The sequence below is a fragment of the Streptomyces sp. NPDC111802 genome (genome assembly GCF_055634335.1).
Window position 1 is genome coordinate 111,306 of sequence record NZ_JBVKCZ010000026.1, and the last position, 17,955, is coordinate 129,260.

General features: G+C 70.0%; 14 protein-coding genes and 1 pseudogene. 4 read left to right on the forward strand and 11 right to left on the reverse strand.

Going from position 1 to position 17,955, the window contains the following annotated elements:
* Positions 1-36 precede the first annotated feature (36 nt).
* Together ACZ7NC_RS27340 and pta are read right to left on the reverse strand one after the other, a co-directional pair.
* Positions 37-1,251, reverse strand: a complete 1,215-nt coding sequence (locus tag ACZ7NC_RS27340) for an acetate kinase (protein ID WP_471492091.1) — start codon at positions 1,249-1,251, stop codon at positions 37-39.
* Positions 1,248-3,350 carry a phosphate acetyltransferase gene (gene pta / locus ACZ7NC_RS27345; RefSeq protein ID WP_471492093.1) on the reverse strand — a complete coding sequence of 701 codons (2,103 nt, stop codon included), beginning with the start codon at positions 3,348-3,350 and terminating at the stop codon, positions 1,248-1,250. Before pta ends, ACZ7NC_RS27340 begins: the two co-directional genes overlap by 4 nt.
* Before the next feature lie 221 nt (positions 3,351-3,571).
* Between pta and ACZ7NC_RS27350 the strand changes: the two genes are divergently transcribed.
* Positions 3,572-4,597, forward strand: coding sequence for an ATP-dependent 6-phosphofructokinase (locus ACZ7NC_RS27350; RefSeq protein WP_471492096.1), 1,026 nt, complete (start codon positions 3,572-3,574; stop codon positions 4,595-4,597).
* Positions 4,598-4,651: 54 nt separating this feature from the next.
* Here ACZ7NC_RS27350 and ACZ7NC_RS27355 read toward each other — a convergent pair whose 3' ends face one another.
* Complete coding sequence (locus ACZ7NC_RS27355; protein ID WP_471492099.1) at positions 4,652-5,392, reverse strand: helix-turn-helix domain-containing protein; 741 nt, start codon at positions 5,390-5,392, stop codon at positions 4,652-4,654.
* A gap of 177 nt (positions 5,393-5,569) precedes the next feature.
* On the opposite strand from ACZ7NC_RS27355, the gene ACZ7NC_RS27360 reads away from it, so the two are divergent.
* Positions 5,570-6,016, forward strand: a complete 447-nt coding sequence (locus ACZ7NC_RS27360; RefSeq protein ID WP_471492101.1) for a PPOX class F420-dependent oxidoreductase — start codon at positions 5,570-5,572, stop codon at positions 6,014-6,016.
* Here the strand turns inward: ACZ7NC_RS27360 and ACZ7NC_RS27365 are convergent.
* From ACZ7NC_RS27365 to ACZ7NC_RS27385, 5 genes are all read right to left on the reverse strand, one after another.
* The gene (locus tag ACZ7NC_RS27365; protein WP_471492103.1) at positions 6,006-6,845 is read right to left on the reverse strand and encodes a carbohydrate ABC transporter permease; all 840 of its coding nucleotides are present in this window, start codon (positions 6,843-6,845) and stop codon (positions 6,006-6,008) included. The genes ACZ7NC_RS27360 and ACZ7NC_RS27365 overlap by 11 nt on opposite strands.
* Before the next feature lie 3 nt (positions 6,846-6,848).
* Positions 6,849-7,712, reverse strand: coding sequence for a carbohydrate ABC transporter permease (locus ACZ7NC_RS27370; protein WP_471492104.1), 864 nt, complete (start codon positions 7,710-7,712; stop codon positions 6,849-6,851).
* Positions 7,713-7,722: 10 nt separating this feature from the next.
* Positions 7,723-9,105, reverse strand: coding sequence for an extracellular solute-binding protein (locus ACZ7NC_RS27375; RefSeq protein ID WP_471492106.1), 1,383 nt, complete (start codon positions 9,103-9,105; stop codon positions 7,723-7,725).
* 98 nt (positions 9,106-9,203) lie between these two features.
* Positions 9,204-9,395: a hypothetical protein gene (locus tag ACZ7NC_RS27380; protein WP_471492108.1), complete on the reverse strand. Its 192-nt coding sequence runs from the start codon at positions 9,393-9,395 to the stop codon at positions 9,204-9,206.
* 16 nt (positions 9,396-9,411) lie between these two features.
* A complete protein-coding gene (locus ACZ7NC_RS27385) occupies positions 9,412-10,263 on the reverse strand; it encodes a helix-turn-helix domain-containing protein (RefSeq protein ID WP_471492110.1) in 852 nt (283 codons plus the stop codon).
* 244 nt (positions 10,264-10,507) lie between these two features.
* On the opposite strand from ACZ7NC_RS27385, the gene ACZ7NC_RS27390 reads away from it, so the two are divergent.
* Positions 10,508-11,014 (forward strand): ATP-binding protein, encoded by a 507-nt coding sequence (locus tag ACZ7NC_RS27390; protein WP_471492111.1) that lies wholly within the window; start codon positions 10,508-10,510, stop codon positions 11,012-11,014.
* A gap of 10 nt (positions 11,015-11,024) precedes the next feature.
* Here the strand turns inward: ACZ7NC_RS27390 and ACZ7NC_RS27395 are convergent.
* Both ACZ7NC_RS27395 and ACZ7NC_RS27400 read right to left on the reverse strand, forming a co-directional pair.
* Positions 11,025-12,937: pseudogene (locus ACZ7NC_RS27395) on the reverse strand (tetratricopeptide repeat protein).
* Between the two features lie 163 nt (positions 12,938-13,100).
* A complete protein-coding gene (locus ACZ7NC_RS27400; RefSeq protein ID WP_471492114.1) occupies positions 13,101-13,973 on the reverse strand; it encodes a 5'-methylthioadenosine/S-adenosylhomocysteine nucleosidase family protein in 873 nt (290 codons plus the stop codon).
* A gap of 27 nt (positions 13,974-14,000) precedes the next feature.
* Between ACZ7NC_RS27400 and ACZ7NC_RS27405 the strand changes: the two genes are divergently transcribed.
* Positions 14,001-14,555, forward strand: coding sequence for a hypothetical protein (locus ACZ7NC_RS27405; protein ID WP_471492116.1), 555 nt, complete (start codon positions 14,001-14,003; stop codon positions 14,553-14,555).
* A 2,127-nt stretch (positions 14,556-16,682) separates the two neighbouring features.
* Here the strand turns inward: ACZ7NC_RS27405 and ACZ7NC_RS27410 are convergent.
* Positions 16,683-17,393 carry a response regulator gene (locus ACZ7NC_RS27410; RefSeq protein WP_471492118.1) on the reverse strand — a complete coding sequence of 237 codons (711 nt, stop codon included), beginning with the start codon at positions 17,391-17,393 and terminating at the stop codon, positions 16,683-16,685.
* Positions 17,394-17,955 lie beyond the last annotated feature (562 nt).

The window sequence follows — 17,955 nt, forward strand, 5'->3', positions numbered from 1 at the left end:
TGCGCATTGCTCAGCCGTGTTACTCAGCCGTGTTACTCAGTCGTTGCTCTTCCTCACCAGTGCGTAGGTCTGCGTCGCGATCTCCAGTTCTTCATCCGTCGGCACCACCGCGACCGCCACTCTCGCGCCCGAGGGCGAGATCAGCCGCGGCTCGTCACCGCGTACGGCGTTCAGCTCGGGGTCCACCGCGAGGCCCAGCTGTTCCAGGCCCGCCATGGCGGCCTCCCGCACCGGTGCCGCGTTCTCGCCGACGCCCGCCGTGAACGCGATGGCGTCCACCCGGCCGAGCACGGCGTAATAGGCGCCGATGTACTTCTTCAGTCTGTGAATGTAGATGTCGAAGGCCAATTGGGCCCGCTCGTCACCTTCGTCGATCCGCCGGCGGATCTCCCGCATGTCGTTGTCGCCGCACAGGCCGATCAATCCGCTCTTCTTGTTGAGAAGAGTGTCGATTTCCGCGATGGACATTTCGCCAACACGTGCCAAATGGAAGATGACGGCGGGATCCAGGTCACCCGATCGCGTACCCATCACGAGCCCCTCCAAGGGCGTCAGCCCCATGGAGGTGTCCACGCACTTCCCGCCCCGCACGGCGGACGCCGACGCGCCGTTGCCGAGGTGCAGCACGATGACGTTCACGTCCTGCGGAGCCTTGCCCAGCAGCTCCGCCGTGGTCCGGGAGACGTACGCGTGCGAGGTGCCGTGGAAGCCGTACCGGCGGATCCGGTGCCGGTCCGCGGTCTCGACGTCGATCGCGTAGCGGGCGGCCGACTCCGGCATCGTGGTGTGGAACGCGGTGTCGAAGACGGCGACCTGGGGCAGGTCCGGGCGCAGTGCCCGGGCGGTGCGGATGCCGGTGAGGTTGGCCGGGTTGTGCAGCGGGGCCACCGGTATGAGCCGCTCGACCTCGGCGAGCACGGCGTCGTCGATGACGGTCGGCTCGGTGAACCGCCTGCCGCCGTGCACCACCCGGTGGCCGATCGCGGCCAGCTCGGGGGAGTCGAGCCCGAGGCCGTCCCTGGCGAGTTCCGCCGATACGGCCTTCAGAGCGGCCTCGTGATCGGCGATGCTCCCCGTCCACTCACGGGTCTCGCCACCGGCCGCGAGCGGCGTGTGCTTGAGCCGGGAGCTCTCCTCGCCGATGCGCTCGACGAGGCCCGCGGCCAGCCGGCTGCTGTCGCGCATGTCGAGCAGCTGGTACTTCACCGACGAGGAGCCGGAGTTGAGGACGAGGACGCGGGACGAGCTCACTGGGCGGTTGCCTTCTCGCTGGGGAACAGGGCGGGGGACTGGGACTGGATCGCCGTGATGGCGACGGTGTTGACGATGTCCGAGACGAGAGCGCCCCGGGACAGGTCGTTGACCGGCTTGCGCAGACCCTGAAGCACCGGGCCGACCGCGATGGCGCCGGCCGAGCGCTGCACGGCCTTGTAGGTGTTGTTGCCCGTATTGAGGTCCGGGAAGATCAAAACCGTTGCCTGCCCCGCCACTTCGGACTCCGGCAGCTTGGTCGCGGCGACGGACGGCTCCACGGCGGCGTCGTACTGGATCGGCCCCTCGATCTTCAGATCGGGCCGCCGCTGCCGCACCAGCTCGGTCGCCTCGCGCACCTTGTCGACGTCGGCGCCGGAACCGGACGTACCGGTGGAGTACGACAGCATCGCGATCCGCGGCTCCACGCCGAACTGCTCGGCGGTGGCGGCCGACTGGATGGCGATGTCGGCCAGTTGCTCGGCGTTCGGGTCCGGGTTGACCGCGCAGTCGCCGTAGACGAGGACCCTGTCGGCCAGGCACATGAAGAACACGGACGAGACGATGTCGGCGTCCGGCTTGGTCTTGATGATCTCGAAGGCGGGCCGGATGGTCGCCGCCGTCGAATGGACGGAACCCGAGACCATGCCGTCCGCGAGGCCCTCCTGCACCATCAGCGTGCCGAAGTAGTTCACATCGGAGACGACGTCGTACGCCAGCTCGACCGTGACCCCCTTGTGGGCGCGGAACTGGGCGTACCGCTCGGCGAAGGAGTCGCGCAGCTCGCTGGTCGCCGGGTCGATCAGCTGGGTTTCGCCCAGGTCGATGCCGAGGTCCGCGGCCTGCTTGCGGATCCGGTCGACCGGCCCGAGGAGGGTGAGGTCGCAGACGTTGCGCCGCAGCAGCACCTCCGCGGCGTGCAGGACGCGCGGCTCGGTGCCCTCGGGCAGCACGATGCGACGCATGTTCGAACGAGCCTGCTCCAGCAGCTTGTGCTCGAACATCATCGGCGTGACCCGGTCGCTGTTCGGCGCCGAGACCCGCTTCAGCAGGTCGCCGGTGTCGACGTACCGCTCGAACAGGCCGAGCGCGGTCTCCGCCTTGCGCGGGGTGGTCGCGTTCAACTTCCCTTCCAGGGAGAAGAGCTGCTCGGCGGTGGGGAAGCTGTAGCCGGGCACCGACAGCACCGGCGTGCCCGGGGCGAGGCGGGCGGCCAGGGTGAGTATCTCGTCGCCGGGGCGCTCGTCCAGCGTGAGCAGCACCCCGGCGATCGGCGGGGTGCCGGCGCTGTGCGCGGCCAGCGAGCCGACGACCAGGTCGGCGCGGTCGCCCGGGGTGACGACCAGACAGCCCGGGGTCAGGGCGGTCAGGAAGTTCGGCAGCATCGCGCCGCCGAACACGAAGCCGAGGGCGTCGCGCGCGAGCCCCGAGTCGTCACCGAGCAGCACCTTGGCGTCCAGCGTCTGGGCGATCTGCCAGACCGTGGGCGCGGACAGGGCGGGCTCGTCCGGTACGACGTAACAGGGCACCGGCAGCCGGGAGCCGAGCCGCTCGGCGATCTCGTCCCGGTCGGCCCTGGAGACCCGGTTGGTGACCATGGCGAGTACGTCGCAGCCCAGGTTCTCGTAGGCCCGGTAGGCGTTGCGGGTCTCGGCGAGCACCGACTCGGTGGTCTGCCCCCGCCCGCCCACGACGGGTATCACGGACGCGGCGAACTCGTTGGCGAGCCGGGCGTTGAGGGACAGCTCGTCCGGGAGCTGGGTGTCGGCGAAGTCGGTGCCGAGGACGAGGACGACGTCGTAGTCGCGGGCGACGGCGTGGAACCGGTCGACGAGCGTGGACACCAGCTCGTCCGTCCCGCGCTCGGCCTGGAGGGCGGACGCCTCGTGGTAGTCCATGCCGTAGACCGTCGCCGGGTCCTGCGAGAGGCGGTAGCGGGCGCGCAACAGCTCGAACAGGCGGTCGGGGGAGTGATGCACCAGCGGCCGGAACACCCCCACCCGGTCGACCTGGCGGGTCAGGAGCTCCATGACTCCCAGTTCGACGACCTGGCGGCCGTCTCCGCGGTCGATCCCGGTCACGTACACACTGCGCGTCACGCGTCGTCTCCGTTTCGTCTGTCGTCCATCGTCGGGTCGCAAAGTCGCCAGTGACGAAAGCGCCAGTGACAAAATCGCCCAGTGAGGTGAGCGAAACCCTCTTGACAATACCCTTGGCGGTGGATAAGGCGCCCGTCAGTAGGGGAGCGACACCGCTCTCCGCGACGTGAAACAATCGGACTGGCTCACCGGTATCAACAGCGAGCAGGAGACACAGCACGATGCGTATCGGAGTCCTCACCGCAGGCGGCGACTGCCCCGGCCTGAACGCCGTGATCCGATCGGTCGTGCACCGGGCCGTCGCACAGTACGGCGACGAGGTGATCGGCTTCGAGGACGGATACGCGGGCCTGCTGGACGGCCACTACCGCAGCCTCGACCTGGAGGCCGTCAGCGGCATCCTGGCTCGCGGCGGCACCATCCTCGGGTCGTCGCGACTGGAGCGCGACCGGTTGCGCGAGGCGTGCGAGAGCGCCCCCGACATCGCCCGCGACTTCGGCATCGACGCGCTGATCCCGATCGGCGGCGAGGGCACGCTGACCGCGGCGCGGATGCTGTCCGACGCCGGTCTGCCGGTGGTCGGCGTACCGAAGACGATCGACAACGACATCTCCTCGACGGACCGCACGTTCGGCTTCGACACCGCGGTCGGCGTCGCCACCGAGGCCATGGACCGGCTGAAGACGACCGCGGAGTCGCACCAGCGCGTGATGGTCGTGGAGGTCATGGGCCGTCACGCCGGCTGGATCGCGCTGGAGTCCGGCATGGCGGCAGGCGCGCACGGCATCTGCCTCCCGGAGCGCCCGTTCGACCCCGCCGACCTGGTGAAGATGGTCGAGGAGCGCTTCTCGCGCGGCAAGAAGTTCGCCGTGATCTGCGTCGCCGAGGGGGCCCACCCCGCCGACGGCTCCATGGACTACGGCAAGGGCGAGATCGACCAGTTCGGCCACGAGCGCTTCCAGGGCATCGGCACGGCACTCGCCTTCGAGCTGGAGCGCCGCCTCGGCAAGGAGGCCAAGCCGGTCATTCTCGGCCACGTCCAGCGCGGCGGCTCACCGACCGCCTACGACCGGGTGCTCGCCACCCGCTTCGGCTGGCACGCGGTGGAGGCCGCGCACCAGGGTGAGTTCGGCAAGATGACCGCCCTGCGCGGCACCGAGATCGTGATGGTGCCGCTCGCGGAGGCGGTGACCGAGCTGAAGACGGTGCCGAAGGACCGGATGGACGAGGCGGAGTCGGTGTTCTAGTACCGAGTTCACAGACCCTGGGCTACCGACTTCACAGACCCTGGACTACCGAGTTCACAGACCCTGGACGGTCTGCCAGAACCGCTCCACGATCCGGTCCAGGAACTCGCGGCCGGCCGCGCTGGAGTCACCGCTGCCGCCGCCCCAGCTGAGCGTGGCGGTCATCTGCCCCTGGTAGCTGCGGTGCAGCTCCTGCAGGGCGGTCTCCAGCAACCGCCGGTCCAGTGGCGCGATCTTGCCGACCGGGCGCACATACGCCTGCCAGCGCGTCGTCACGGCGCTGCGCAGCAACTCGGCGAGCCGGGTCTCGCGGCCCGTGACGGTGATGAAGTCGGGAAGCGTCAGACCGAGGACGTCGGCCAGGGCGGCGGACTGACGGTCGGTACCGCGCCAGTCGTCGTTCTCCTCCATGCGCAGATACCCGACGACGTCGTGCCCGACGGCACGGGCCACGTCCTCGGGAGCCAGGCCCCGGGCGATGCGGTGCTCCCGCAGCGTCCGCGGCTTGCCGAGCAGTTCACCCGGCGAGCACCACAGAACACCGGCGAGGGCGGTGAGCTCGCTGCTGTTGGGCGCGGTGAGCTCGCGCTCCCAGGCGATCACGAGGTCCTCGGTGACGTAGGGGAGTCCGTACGAGGTCCGCATGCCGTGGGCGACGTGTTCGGGGCCCATGCTGAGGGCGGCACGCAGTCTGCGGGCGGCGGGGGCGTTGAACGGGGGAGTGGGTGGGTTGCGGCGGCCGGAGCGGTTGGATGGCTGGTTCGGTTGAGCTGCGGGTCGGTGCACGGGCCACAACGTAGGGCGGGCGGAGTGCAGTGACTACGGTCTGTTCGGCCAGGATCACGGATTGTAGGAAGATACGGCTACTGGTGGGTTCGCCGCTGGCTGAAGATCGTCTGTCGACCGGAACGCGGTGACGGCCAGGATTGCGGCGAGGCGTCACGGTGGCGCCCCGGAAGGCGGTGACCGACGGTGAACGGCAAGCTCAACGGGCATATTCGTGAACGTCTGCTCGCGCCGAACTTCTGGCATCTGGCGACGGTCGACCCGGACGGGATGCCGCAGGTTTCGCCCATGTGGGCGGATATCGAAGACGAGTACGTCATGGTCAACACCTCCATGGGGCGGGTGAAGGTGGACAACCTGCGGCTCAATCCCAACGTTTCCCTGTCCCACCACGACCCGGAGAACCCTTACGACCGCGCCGAGATCCGGGGGCGGGTCGTCCGGTTCGTGGAGGGGGAGACGGCGGAACGGGCGATGGACCGGCTCGCCCGGAAGTACATCGGGGAGGAGCGCTATCCGTGGCTGCTGCCGGGAGAGCGGCGGGTGATGCTGCTGATCGAGCCGGTGCGGGTGCGCAGGGTCGTGGGCGTGGAGGCGTTCCGGCCGGGGGTGCTGCCGGACGTCACCCCTTGACCGCCCCGCCCAGCGCGAATCCCCCACCGAGCCGCCGGGCGATCAGCACGTACAGCAGGATCACCGGCGTCGAGTAGACGATCGAGAACGCGGCCAGCTGGCCGTACGCCACCATCCCCCGGTTCCCGAAGAACTCGTTGATGCTGACGGAGGCCGGCATCTGGTCGGGGGTGAGCAGGAGCATGAACGGGACGAAGAAGTTGCCCCACATCATCACGAAGGAGAAGACCGTGACGACGGCGACTCCGGGGCCCATCAGGGGCAGCACGATCCGCACCAGCGACTGGAGCGAGGACGCCCCGTCCGTCCAGGCGGCCTCCTCCAGTTCCTTCGGCACCCCGTCCATGAAGTTCTTCATCAGCCAGATGGCGAACGGCAGTTGGGAGGCGGCGAAGAAGAAGATCGTGCCCTGCATGGTGTCGATCAGGTTCACCCGCACGAACAGGGCGTACACCGGCACCATGATCGCCGTGATCGGCAGGCTCGTCGCGAACAGGACCGTGAGCAGGAACGGACGGTTGAAACGCGACCGGAAGCGGGACAGCGGGTAGGCGGCGAGCGCCGCGCACACGACCGTCAGGGCCGTTCCGCCGCCGCACAGGAGCAGGCTGTTGAGCAGCGGGGTGAAGGTGATCTCCGGGGTCAGGACCGCGTCGAAGTTGTCCAGGGTGAGGCCGTCCGGGAGCTTCACCCGGAGGCCCGCGTGCGGATCGAGCGCGGAGAGGACCACCCACGCGAGCGGGAGCACGAACGCGGCGGCCAGCAGGAGAAGGCCGGCGTCGGCGGCCAGCCGGTGCGTGGTCCTGCGTTTCGTCAGAGTCCGGGGCACGCGTCAGGCCTCCGTTCGCAGCAGACGCAGATAGACCACCGAGAACAGCGACCCCACCACCAGGAGCAGCAGCGCGACCGCCGTGCCGTAGCCGATCACGCTCTTCTGGAACGCCTCCTCGTACATGAACAGCGGGAGCGTCTGGCTCTTGCCACCCGGCCCGCCCCTGGTCATCACCCAGATCAGGCCGAAGACGGACAGCGTCTGCAGGGTGATGAGCATGAGGTTGGTGCCGATGGAGCGGCGGATCATCGGCAGCGTGATGTGCCACATGCGGCGCCAGCCGCCGGCGCCGTCGACCTCCGCCGCCTCGGTGATCTCCTTGGGGATCTCGTTCAGGGCCGCCGAGTAGACCAGCATCGAGAAGGCCGTCCCGCGCCATACGTTCGCGAACGACACCGCCAGGATCGGCAGCGTGAACAGCCAGTTCTGGGACGGGAGATGGAGCCAGTCCAGGATGGCGTTCAGGGTGCCCTCGCGACGGAAGAAGGCGTAGAGGAGGAAACCGGCGACGACCTCCGGGAGTACCCAGGCGGCGATGACGATGCCGCCGGTGAGGGTCCGGACGGGTTTTGAGGAGCGTTGCATCAGCGCGGCCAGGGCGAGGCCGAGCGTGTTCTGGCCGATCAGTGCGGATACGACCGTGAAGGCGAGCGTCAGCCATACGGCGTTCAGGAACGCCTCGTCACCGAACGCCGTACGGAAGTTGTCGAAGCCGACGAACGACTCCTCGGCCTGGCCGGTGAGTTGGAGGTCGGTGAAGGCGATGTAGGCGCAGTAGGCGATGGGCCCGGCGAGGAACAGGAGCAGCAGGACGACGGCGGGGGTGACCGGGAGGGAGCGGGTGAGGGAGCGGGCGTTCCTCATCGGCAGGAGGTCATTTCTCGATCACCTGGTCGTCCGTCGCCGACTTCAGCTCCTCGTCGTACCCCTTGGCCGCCTCCTCGACCGACATGTCACCCGTCGTCACGCCCTCCATCGCCTCCTGTACGGCCGTGGAGACCTTCGGGTACGCCGGGAAGGCGGGCCGGTAGTGAGTGCTCGCGACGAGGTCCGTGAAGAACTTGGTGCCGGGTTGGGCATCGGTGTAGGCGGGGTCTTCCGCGACGTCCTTGCGCACCGCGATGCCGGAGTTGGCGATGTACCACTTCTGGGCGTTCGCCTTCGTCTGCATCGTCTTGATGAACTCGAAGGCCAGGTCGGGGTTGCCCGCCTTGGCCGGGATGGACCAGGTCCAGCCGCCGGACATGCTCACCTTGCCGGGGGCCTGGCCGTTCTGCGTGGGCATCGCGGCGAGGCCGAGTTCGTCGGACCACTCGGGCCATTCGTGGCCGCTGCCGGACAGCCAGTCCTGGGGGAGCCAGGAGCCGTCGAGGGCGATGCCGAGCTTGCCCTGCGGGAGCCACTCGCCGCGGACGCGGGTCATGACGTTGGGGTCGAGGGCGTCGGAGACGTCCGGCCCGAGCTTCTCCTTGTAGACGGTCTCGACGAAGGAGAGGGAGTCCTTGAACCCCTGGCTGCCGGCGACCCACTTCTTGGCGGACTTGTCGTAGAGCGGGTCGGTCGTGCCGCCGTTCGTGCCGTCGCTCGTGCCGTAGAGCAGCATCTCGAAGGTCTGCATGGTGGCGGCCTCGCCGACGGGTTTGCCCGTGTAGACGTTGAGGGGGATGACGCCCGGAGCCTTCTGCTTGATCGCGCGGGCGGCGTCGAGGACGTCGTCCCAGGTCCTCGGCTGCCAGTCGGCGGGCAGGCCGGCCTTCTTGAAGACGTCCTTGCTGAACCACAGCCCCCGGGTGTCCGTCCCGTCCGGGACGCCGTACGTCTTGCCGTCCTCGCCCTTGGCGGCTTCCTTCGCCGTGTCGATGAACTGATTCCAGTCCGGCCATTTGGCGAGGTAGGAGTCGAGGGGTTTGAGGTAACCGCTGGTGATGTCCGAGTTGATGAGGAAGGTGTCCTCGTAGACCAGGTCCGGGGCGGTCTTGGGGGAGCGGAGCATCTGCTGGAGCTTGGTGTAGTACTCCGAGTCCGGGGCCTTGATCGGGACGAACTCGACCTTCTTGCCGGGGTTCGCCTTCTCGAACTGCCCCTTGATGTCCGCGAGGTAGGTGTCCATCACCTTGATGGAGTTGTCCGTGGACTGCTTGAAGGAGACCTTGATGGTGTCCGGGTCACTGCCGGAGCTGCTGCCGCAGGCTGTGAGGGAGGCGGCGGTGAGGACGAGGGTGGTGGTGATCAGGGCGGCGGTGGGGCGCACGGGCATGACCTCCTGGGGCCTACGTCGTTGTGGCCTGGGGTTGTCTGCCCGGTGAACCTAAGAGGAGTGGTCTAGTCAGGTCAATGAGTGTGCGGCGGATTTGGCTACAGCAGGTGGTCGGCCTTGCCGGACTTGATGTCGCGGATGAGGGTGCGGAGGGCTTCGCGGGTGTCGGTGAGGTAGTGGTCTTCTTGGCCGGCGATGGCTATGTAGGCGTTGCCGAACGTGTCGGTGCCTATGCGGAAGCAGTTGTTGCCTTCGGCGCAGAAGGGCTCTTCCCAGGTGATCTCGGGCATTGGGGCCTCTCGGGGGTCAGAGCTGTCGGGCGATGGAGTGGATGAGGTCGCGTGAGTCCTCGGGTTTGAGTGTGTGGGTCTGCCACCAGGCCATGTGCGCCTGGTACTTGGCGAGTTGGGCCTCCGAGTGAGTGAACTCGCCGCCGTGGGCGGAGTCCAGCTGCACGGTGTCGAGCTGAGGGACTGGACCGTTGGCGTAGAGCACGGCGTGCCCGGCGCCGGGGAAGGCGCCGGCTTCGACGGGGAGCACGCGCAGTTCGACGGCGTCGCGCTCGGAGGCCTGGCAGAGGTGCTGTAGCTGCTCGCGCATGACGCGACGCCCGCCGAACTGCATCCGCAGGGCCCACTCGTGGACGTACGCCACGTACTCGACGGGGTCCTCCCGGTCCAGAACCTGCTGACGCCGCAGGCGCTGTACGACGCGGAGTTCGACCTCTGAGTCGGGCAGGGGTGGCAGCGCGGCGGCGAAGATGGCACGGGCGTATTCGCCGAGTTGCAGCAGTCCCGGCACGTGCACGGTCTGGTAGCTCCGCAGTCGGGTGGCAAACCACTCCAACTCGGCGACGTCCAGGAGCCCTTGGGGAAGGCTTCCCCGGTACTGCTGCCACCAGCCCCGCTTGCGTACGTCGGCCATGGCGACCAGTGCTTCGACGTATCGCTCGTCCGCGCATTCGTAGTTGCTGGCCAGTATCCGGATTCGCTCTGGCGAGGCGCCCCGCACGCCCGACTCCATGTTGGACACCTTCGTGCGGTCCAGCCCCAGCAGTCCGGCGGCGTACTCCGTGGTCTGCCCGGCAGCAAGGCGCATCCTGCGCAGCTCGGCGCCCAGGCGTTTCTGACGTTCCGTCGGCGCGGGCCGTGTCGGCATCGGTGCCCTTTCTCGATGGTTGGCCGGGGTCAGTCTGCACCGTGTGCGTCGCGCGGGTCCAATGTGAAGTAGGCAATGTGGAGGAGTGTGTGGCACACGTGCCACATGAAGCTCTACAGTCGGTGACGAGCCGCTTACGGTCCGACGCCGTTGGAAGCGCATCGCGCGAGCCTGCCCGCGTACTCCTTCCCTGGGAGGGGTGGGCCCGTGCCAGGGATGTCCGTAGTCAGCAAGGGAGTTGCTCATGTCTGTGTCCGTACTCGGAGCCGTCTCCACCTGTCCCGTCTTCGCCGAGGAGACGGACATCGCGCCGCCCTCACCCGACACGCTCACGTACAGCCTCACCCTGCCCGCCGGGCCGGCCAGCTCGCGGATCGCGCGGGTCGCTACGCGGGCCGTGCTGCAAGGGCATGGGCTGGAGGACATGGCGGATGCCGTCGTGCAGGTGGTGGGGGAACTCGCCGCCTGCGCTTGCCGGTTCACGCCGGGGCACGAGGTGTACTTGTCGCTGCGGTATCGGGAGGGGGCGCTGCGGGTGGCCCTCTACGACGGGCATCGGCGGCACGAGCATGCCCGGCTGGTCGCGGCGTGCGATGCCCGGAGGCGGGCGGCGTTGCGGGTGCTGGGGTGTGTGGTGCGGGCGTGTGAGGGGGAGTGGGGGTTCGGGGAGGCGCGGGAGCCCGGGGGTGGGACGCGGATGTGGGCGGTGGTGCCTTGGCGGGGGGCTCGGGGGTATGCGGGGGTGGGGTGAGAAGGGGGTACTACTCCGGCAGGTCGGCTGCGCTGGCGCGGGCTTCGGCGGCTTGGGTGGGGGCGTTGGCTCGGGTGTAGGCGTCGGCGGACTGGAGGTAGGCCGCGCGGGCCTCGGTGGGGCGGTGGGCGGCCTCGTGGGCGACAGCCAGGTTGCGGAGGGTCTGTCCGTCGCCGTACCAGTCCTCGAACTCCTGGCTCAGCTCCAAGCACCTGCCGTACGCCTCGATCGCCTCCTCCGCCCGGTTCATCTCCCTCAGGGACAGGCCGAGGTTGTTCCACGACCTTGCCTCGCTGTGGCGGTCTCCGGCGGCCTGGAACAGGTCGCGGGCGCGGGTCTGGGCGTCGATTGCCTCCTTCGTCCGGCCTGCCTCCAGTAAGGAGTTGCCGAGGTTGCCCCATGCGCGGGCTTCGCCGTGGCGGTCTCCGGTGGCCTGGTGCAGGTCGCGGGCGCGGGTGTGGGCATCGATCGCGTCCTCCGTCCGGCCCGCCACCCGCAGGGCGCTGCCGAGGTTGTTCCACGCGGTGCCCTCGCTGTGGCGGTCTCCGGTGGCCTGGTGCAGGTCGCGGGCGCAGGTGTGGGCGTCGATTGCCTCCTCCGTCCGGCCCGCCTCCTGCAGGGCATTGCCGAGGTAGTCCCACGCGTTGGCCTCGCCCTGCCGGTCCCCGGCAAGGTGGGCGGCCTCCCGCGCTGCCCCCGTGCGGCGATCAAGTCGTCGAAATACCGCCGCCAGTGCAGATACACACCCAGACACAGAGCCAGCCGCACCGCCGCGCCTGCGAACCGCTCCTCCCGTCCCCACCGCACCGCCGCGACCAGAGCCGCCCTTTCCCCGTCCAGCCACGCCAACGCCTGCCCCCGGTCCCCGAACCGCTCCGGCTCCTCCATCCCCGGCAGCCACCGCAACCGGTCATCAGCCGCATCCGCCCACCGCAGGTAGAACTCCAGCACTCGCTCCCGCGCCTCCTCCCCCTCCTCCCGCAATCCCGCATCCCCGGTCACCACACCCACCCCAAACCCCCGCACCAAGTCGTGCACCCGCCACCACACGGCGGAAGTCGTCCCGATGCCGCCCCGCACCGGCGTGACGAGATATCGGGCGGCTAGGTCCTCCAACAGGGAGAGCACGGACCGCGTGTCGAGGTCGGCAAGCACGGCGATCGCATCCGTGCCGGTCTCCGTATCCGGCGCAAGGCAGAGCAGGCGCAGCAGCCGTTTCTGGTCGGGTGGCAGCCGACGGTACGAGGTCTCCAGCACGGGACGCAGCACCAGTGAGCGTCCATACAGGTCGGTTCCCGGGCTGCCGCGGTCGAGGACGACTGTCGGGTCCCCGGCACCCCGGATGTCGGCCACCAGAGATGCAATATCCCGAGGGCGTCGCCGACGCAGTATCCCCGCCGCGATCTGCAGGGCCAGGGGCAAGTGGCCGCAAAGGGCGGTCAGTTCATGCAGTGCGTCAGGTTCGCGCGCCGGGCGGTCGTCGCGTTCGTCGGTGTCATGAAGGGCACGCGTCACCAGGGCGACAGAGTCATCCGGGGCGAGGGTCTCCAGATCGATCAGGCGTACCGAAAGGGCGTCGGGACGGTCCCGTGAGGTGATGAGCACCCGGTGGTGATCCGTGCCGGGCAGGAGCGGGAGGTACTGGGACGGGTCCGAGGCGTTGTCCAGGATCAGCAGCATCCGGCCCCGCCGCTCGGCGAGGAGCGCGCGGTACGCGTCGTACTGGCGCTCCGACGTCGGCGGCAGATCCCCGTCCCGGACGCCGAGCGCGTCGAGCAGGGCCATGACCGCCTGATCAGCCGTGACCGGGTCGTCGTCGTACCCCCGCAGGTCCACGAAGAGCGTCCCGCCCGGGAACCAACCCCGCGCACGTGCCCGGTGCGCCGCCTCCACGGCCAGTGCGGTCTTGCCGATGCCGCCCATGCCGGTGACGGCGAAGATGAGGAGCGGCCGCGCGGCCGTGTCGTCCTCGTCGGGGGAGAGGAGCGGGAGCAGGCGGTCCAGCTCCGCCGATCGGCCGGTGAAGCCCAGGGGGCGGGGCGGCAGGGTTGCGCTGGCGCGGGGGACCGGGCCGTGGGTGGTCCCTCTACCCTCGCCCGTCGGTCTTGCCGATGACGGTGCCGTAGAAGGTGCCGTCCCTGAAGTCGAGGTGGTCTCCGCCGTACGTCGCCGCGCCGTCCCCGCGCCGATGGGGCCCCTCCTCGGAGTCGGAGGAATCGCCAAATTCCTTGCGGGGATGGTGTTTGTGCAGCACGGCCACCGTCACCGAGGCCGCCTGCTTGGCGGCGAGTTCCTGTGAACCCGCGGCGTCGGCATCGCGCTTGCCGGCATCGGCGCGGTCGCTGATGCCCCGGATCACCAGGGCGTTCAACCGGCCGCTCAGGTGGGCCGCCTGGAGCGCACCGGAGCCCTCCATCTCGATCGCGCCCGCGTCGTTGTAGCTCCCGCGGATGAACCGGGCGATCTCGGACTCGGCGTCCGCCAGGACCACGTCCCCCGTCGCGATCGGCATGAAGTGTGCCCGCACGTCCGGCATGTCCCGCACGGCGGAACGGGCCGCCTGTTCCAGCGCGTGCGAGCCCGGCAGGGCCTTCGGCCGGACCAGGAAACCCTCCGGCGTCTGCTTGCCGCCGTGGATCTCGTACACCTGCGTGCCGACCACGACGTCGCCGATCCCGACATCGTCCTTCAGGCTGCCGGCGACACCGACGAAGAACACCGCCTCGGGGTGCAGCCAGTTGATGAGCTGGGTGGTGAGTGCGGCGGCCCGCTCGGCGCCCATGCCGAGCTCGGCGATGGCAACATGCCAGGAAGTGCTGGGTAGTTGGCCCCTTTCGACTCGGGTTCCGTCCGGGTGCACGAGCTCCTGCCGCTTCTCGACGTGCGCTCGGATGGCGGCGTATTCGAGGGGGAGTGCGGTCAGGACGAGAGCTGTGGGCTGAGTCTCCGGCACACTCATAACGTACCGCCGGGGGAAGGGAATCGAGTGCCGGAACAGGACGTCACCGTAGGGCAGTTGCTGCTCGCCGAGTACCAGAGCGTGAAGGACGAGCAAAAGGCGCGGATCGGGTTCCGGGACAACCTGCTCTATGTGACGCTGGCCGTTGTCGCCGCCGTGATCGCCGCCGCCGCTCAGGCCGAGCAGACGTCCATGCTGCTCGCGCTGCCGCCGGTGTGTGTCGTGCTCGGATGGACGTATCTGGTGAACGACGAGAAGATCTCGGCGATCGGGACATATGTGCGGGGTGAGTTGGGGCCTCGGCTCGCTCAGCTCGCCGGTTCGGGCACCGCCTTCGGGTGGGAGACCTTCCATCGCGGGGACGCCCGGCGCGTGTCGCGGAAGGCCGTGCAGCTCGTGGTCGATCTGCTCGCCTTCTGCTTCGTACCGCTGAGTGCGCTCGTCGTGTACTGGGCGGGGGACGACACCTCGACGGGGCTCGTCCTCGTCTCCGTCCTTGAGGCGCTCGCGGTCGCCGGGCTGGGCTGGTTCATCGTGCTGTACGCGGTGCCGTTCCGGTCGGCGGGGGACGGCAGGGGATGAGCCGGGAGCACGTCGACTTCCGGGGCGGTGACTTCAAAGGGACCGTCATCGGGAAGGTCGACTACCGCCAGTCCGCGGCGCCCGCGCCCACCGCGTTGGACTCGCTGCCTGCCAGGACCGCCGGGTTCACCGGTCGTGAGGCGGAACTGTCCCGGCTGCGGGAGGCTCTCGACCCGACCGCGCCGGGCGACGCATCGCGGACCGTGCTCGTCGCCGCCGTCTCCGGGCTCGGTGGTGTCGGGAAGACGGCGCTCGCGGTGGAGGCGGCGTACCTTGCCCGGGCGGAGGGGTGGTTTCCGGGTGGGGTGCTGTTCCTGGACCTGCACGGGTACGACGACAACCCGGTCACGGCGGACCAGGCGCTCCAGTCGCTGTTGCGGGCCCTGGGAGTCCAGTCGGAGCACATCCCCGTCACCGCCGACGAGCGCGCGGCGCTCTACCGGTCTCGCCTCGCCGAGCGGGCGAACCGGAGCGGCCCGGTGCTGATCCTGGCGGACAACGCGTCCTCGCCCGAGCAGGTACGGCCCCTCCTTCCGGGCGGCCCCGTGCACCGCGTCCTGGTCACCTCCCGTGACCGGCTGCCCCAACTCGGCGCGCGGCTCGTGCCCTTGGGCCAGTTGACCCCCGAGGACGCCGGCGAGCTGCTCGATGTCGCCCTGCGGATCGCCGAACCGCAGGACAGCCGTATCCGGGACGACGCCGCCTCGGCCGAGCGGCTCGCCGCCCTCTGCGGATACCTGCCGCTGGCCCTGCAGATCGCGGTCGCGCTGCTCGCGGAGGACCGGGGCATGCCGGTGGCGGGACTCGTGGCCGAACTCGCCGAGTCCCGGGATCGCCTCGACCACCTCGACGACGGGGAGCGCAGCGTCCGTGCCGCCTTCGACCTGTCCTACCGTCGGCTGCCGCCCGGGCCGGCCCGGCTACTGCGGCTGCTCGCCCTTGCGCCGGGGTCCGAGGCGAGCCCGGTCGTCGTCGACACGCTCGCCGTGGGCGGTACTCCTGCCGCGCGGGACCTGAAGATCCTGGCCCGGGCGCATCTCGTCGAGCGGGGCAGCCTGCCCGGGTGGTGGCGGTTGCACGACCTGGTCCGGGTGTTCGGTGCGGGGCTGGCCGCGGCCCCTGACGTGCGGGAAGAGGGGGAGAAGGCGCGAGGCCTTGTGCTGGTCTACTACTTGTGGTCCGCCGGCGCGGCCGATGAGTGGCTGCGGTGGCTGCCGGGGGATCCGGTGCCGGAGAGGTTCGAGGACCGGGCGCAGGCGCTGGCGTGGCTGGACACCGAGCGGGCGGGCTTGCTCGAGGCCGTCCAGTGGGGGCGGGAGGAGAGTTACGCGGAGGCGGCCGGCTGGCTCGGGCGATGTCTGATGATGTACCTGTACTGGCGGCGGTACTTCGAGGACCTGTTCACCGTGGCCGCCGTCGCGCAGGAGGTGGCTCACCGTGCGGGGGACCATCTCGACGAAGCCCTCGCCTGGGACTCCCTCGGGAACGCGCTGGTGGAGACGGGCCGGGCGGCTGAGGCGATCGATGCCCTGACGCGCGCCCGTGCCCTGTATCAGGCCGCCGGACACCGCAGGGGTGAGGCCGGTGTGTGGGACCACCTCGGTCTCGCCCTGTCGGAGGCGGGTCGGGTGGACGACGCGATCGATGCGTATCTCCAGGCCGATGACCTGTACCAAGCCCTCGGAGACCAGCACGGACAGGCCTTCGTGTGGGAACACTTCGGCAAGCTGGCGTCTCAGGAGGGCTGTGCGGACGTGGCGGTCGAAGCCCTGACACACGCCTGCGACCTGTACCGGGCCACCGAAGAACGACATGGCGAGGGTTCGGCATTGATCAACCTCGGCGCCGCGTTGTGCGGGGCGGGCCGGCCGGAGGAGGCCGCGGCCGCCTTCCGTGACGCTGCCGAGGCGGGCAAGGAGGCCGAGGACTGGTACATGGTCGGCCAGGCCCTGCGGAACCTTGCCTGCGCTCCCCAGGCCGCCGACGAGCCCGCGCAAGCCCATGCCCCCATGGCTCGGATCGGCAGGGCCCTCGGCCTGCTTCATGCCGCTGTGGCCTTCGACCGAGCCGATGCCCCCGACGAAGCGGCCAGGGCCCGCGGCTGGGCCGACGAGACCCTCGGTGAGCTCAGGGCTGCCGCCCCGCCCCCGCCGCAGGCACCCACCGATACACCAACTCCGGCCTGCCGACCTGCCCGTAGACCGGCGCCCGCTCCGTCCTGCCCGCCTCCACCAGATGCTCCAGATACCGCCGGGCCGTGATCCGCGAGATCCCCACGGTCTCGGCGACTCCCGCCGCCGTGAGCCCCTCCTTTGCGTCGCGCACGGCCTCGGTCACCCGCTCCAACGTCGGTGCGCTCAAGCCCTTCGGCAGGGCCGCCGGCCCTGGCGCCCGCAGTGCCGCGAGGGCCCGGTCCACCTCGTCCTGCCCGCTCGCCTCGCCGACCGCCGCGTGGAACTCGGCGTACCGCACGAGTCGATCCCGGAGGGTCGCGAAGGTGAAAGGCTTCAGTACGTACTGCACGACGCCGAGCGACACACCCTCGCGCACCACGGCCAGATCCCGTGCCGACGTCACCGCGATCACATCCGCGTGATGTCCCGCCGCCCGTAGCGACCGCGCCAGTTGCAGTCCGTGCACATCCGGCAGGTGCAGGTCGAGCAGCAGCAGATCCACCGGCGTCCGGTCCAGCGCGCGCCGCGCCTCCGCGCCCGTGTGCGCCTTGCCGACGGCGACGAACCCGGGCACCCGCCCGACGTACATCACATGCGCGTCCGCCGCCACCGGGTCGTCCTCCACGACCAGAACCCGAATCTCGGGCTCGCCCGCCGCCGTCATACGTCACCTCTCGAAACGACCGCACTGTCGGACCCGGGAGGCGCCCCACCGCCGGAGGGGCCGCCGCCTGCCGCGCCGGGGCCGCCTGCCGACGCGCTTCTGCTCACCGGGGCGGCCCCGCTTGCCGATCCGGCGCCGCCTGCCGGGACGGCCTCGCTTGTCGGGGCGGTCCCGCTTGTCGATCCGGCGCCGCCTGTCGGGACGGCTTCGCCTGTCGGGACGGTCCCGTCTGCCGATCCGGCTTCGCCTGTCGGGACGGTCCCGTCTGCCGATCCGGCTTCGCCTGTCGGGGCGGCCCCGCTCGTCGACGCGGCTCCTCCTGTCGGAGCGGCGCCTGGAGTGGTCCCTTCCCCGGAAGCGGCCCCGCACGCAGATGTGGCCTCGCCTGCCGAGGTGGCCCCGCCTACCGGAGGGATCCCGCCCCCCGGACTGGCCCCATCCTCGGAACCCGCCCCGCCCGCTGGCGTGTTCCCGACTACCGGCGTGCTCCCGTCCGCTGGCGTGCTCCCGCCCACCGGCCTGCCCCCGTCCGCTGGCGTACCCCCGCCCACGGACGCACCTC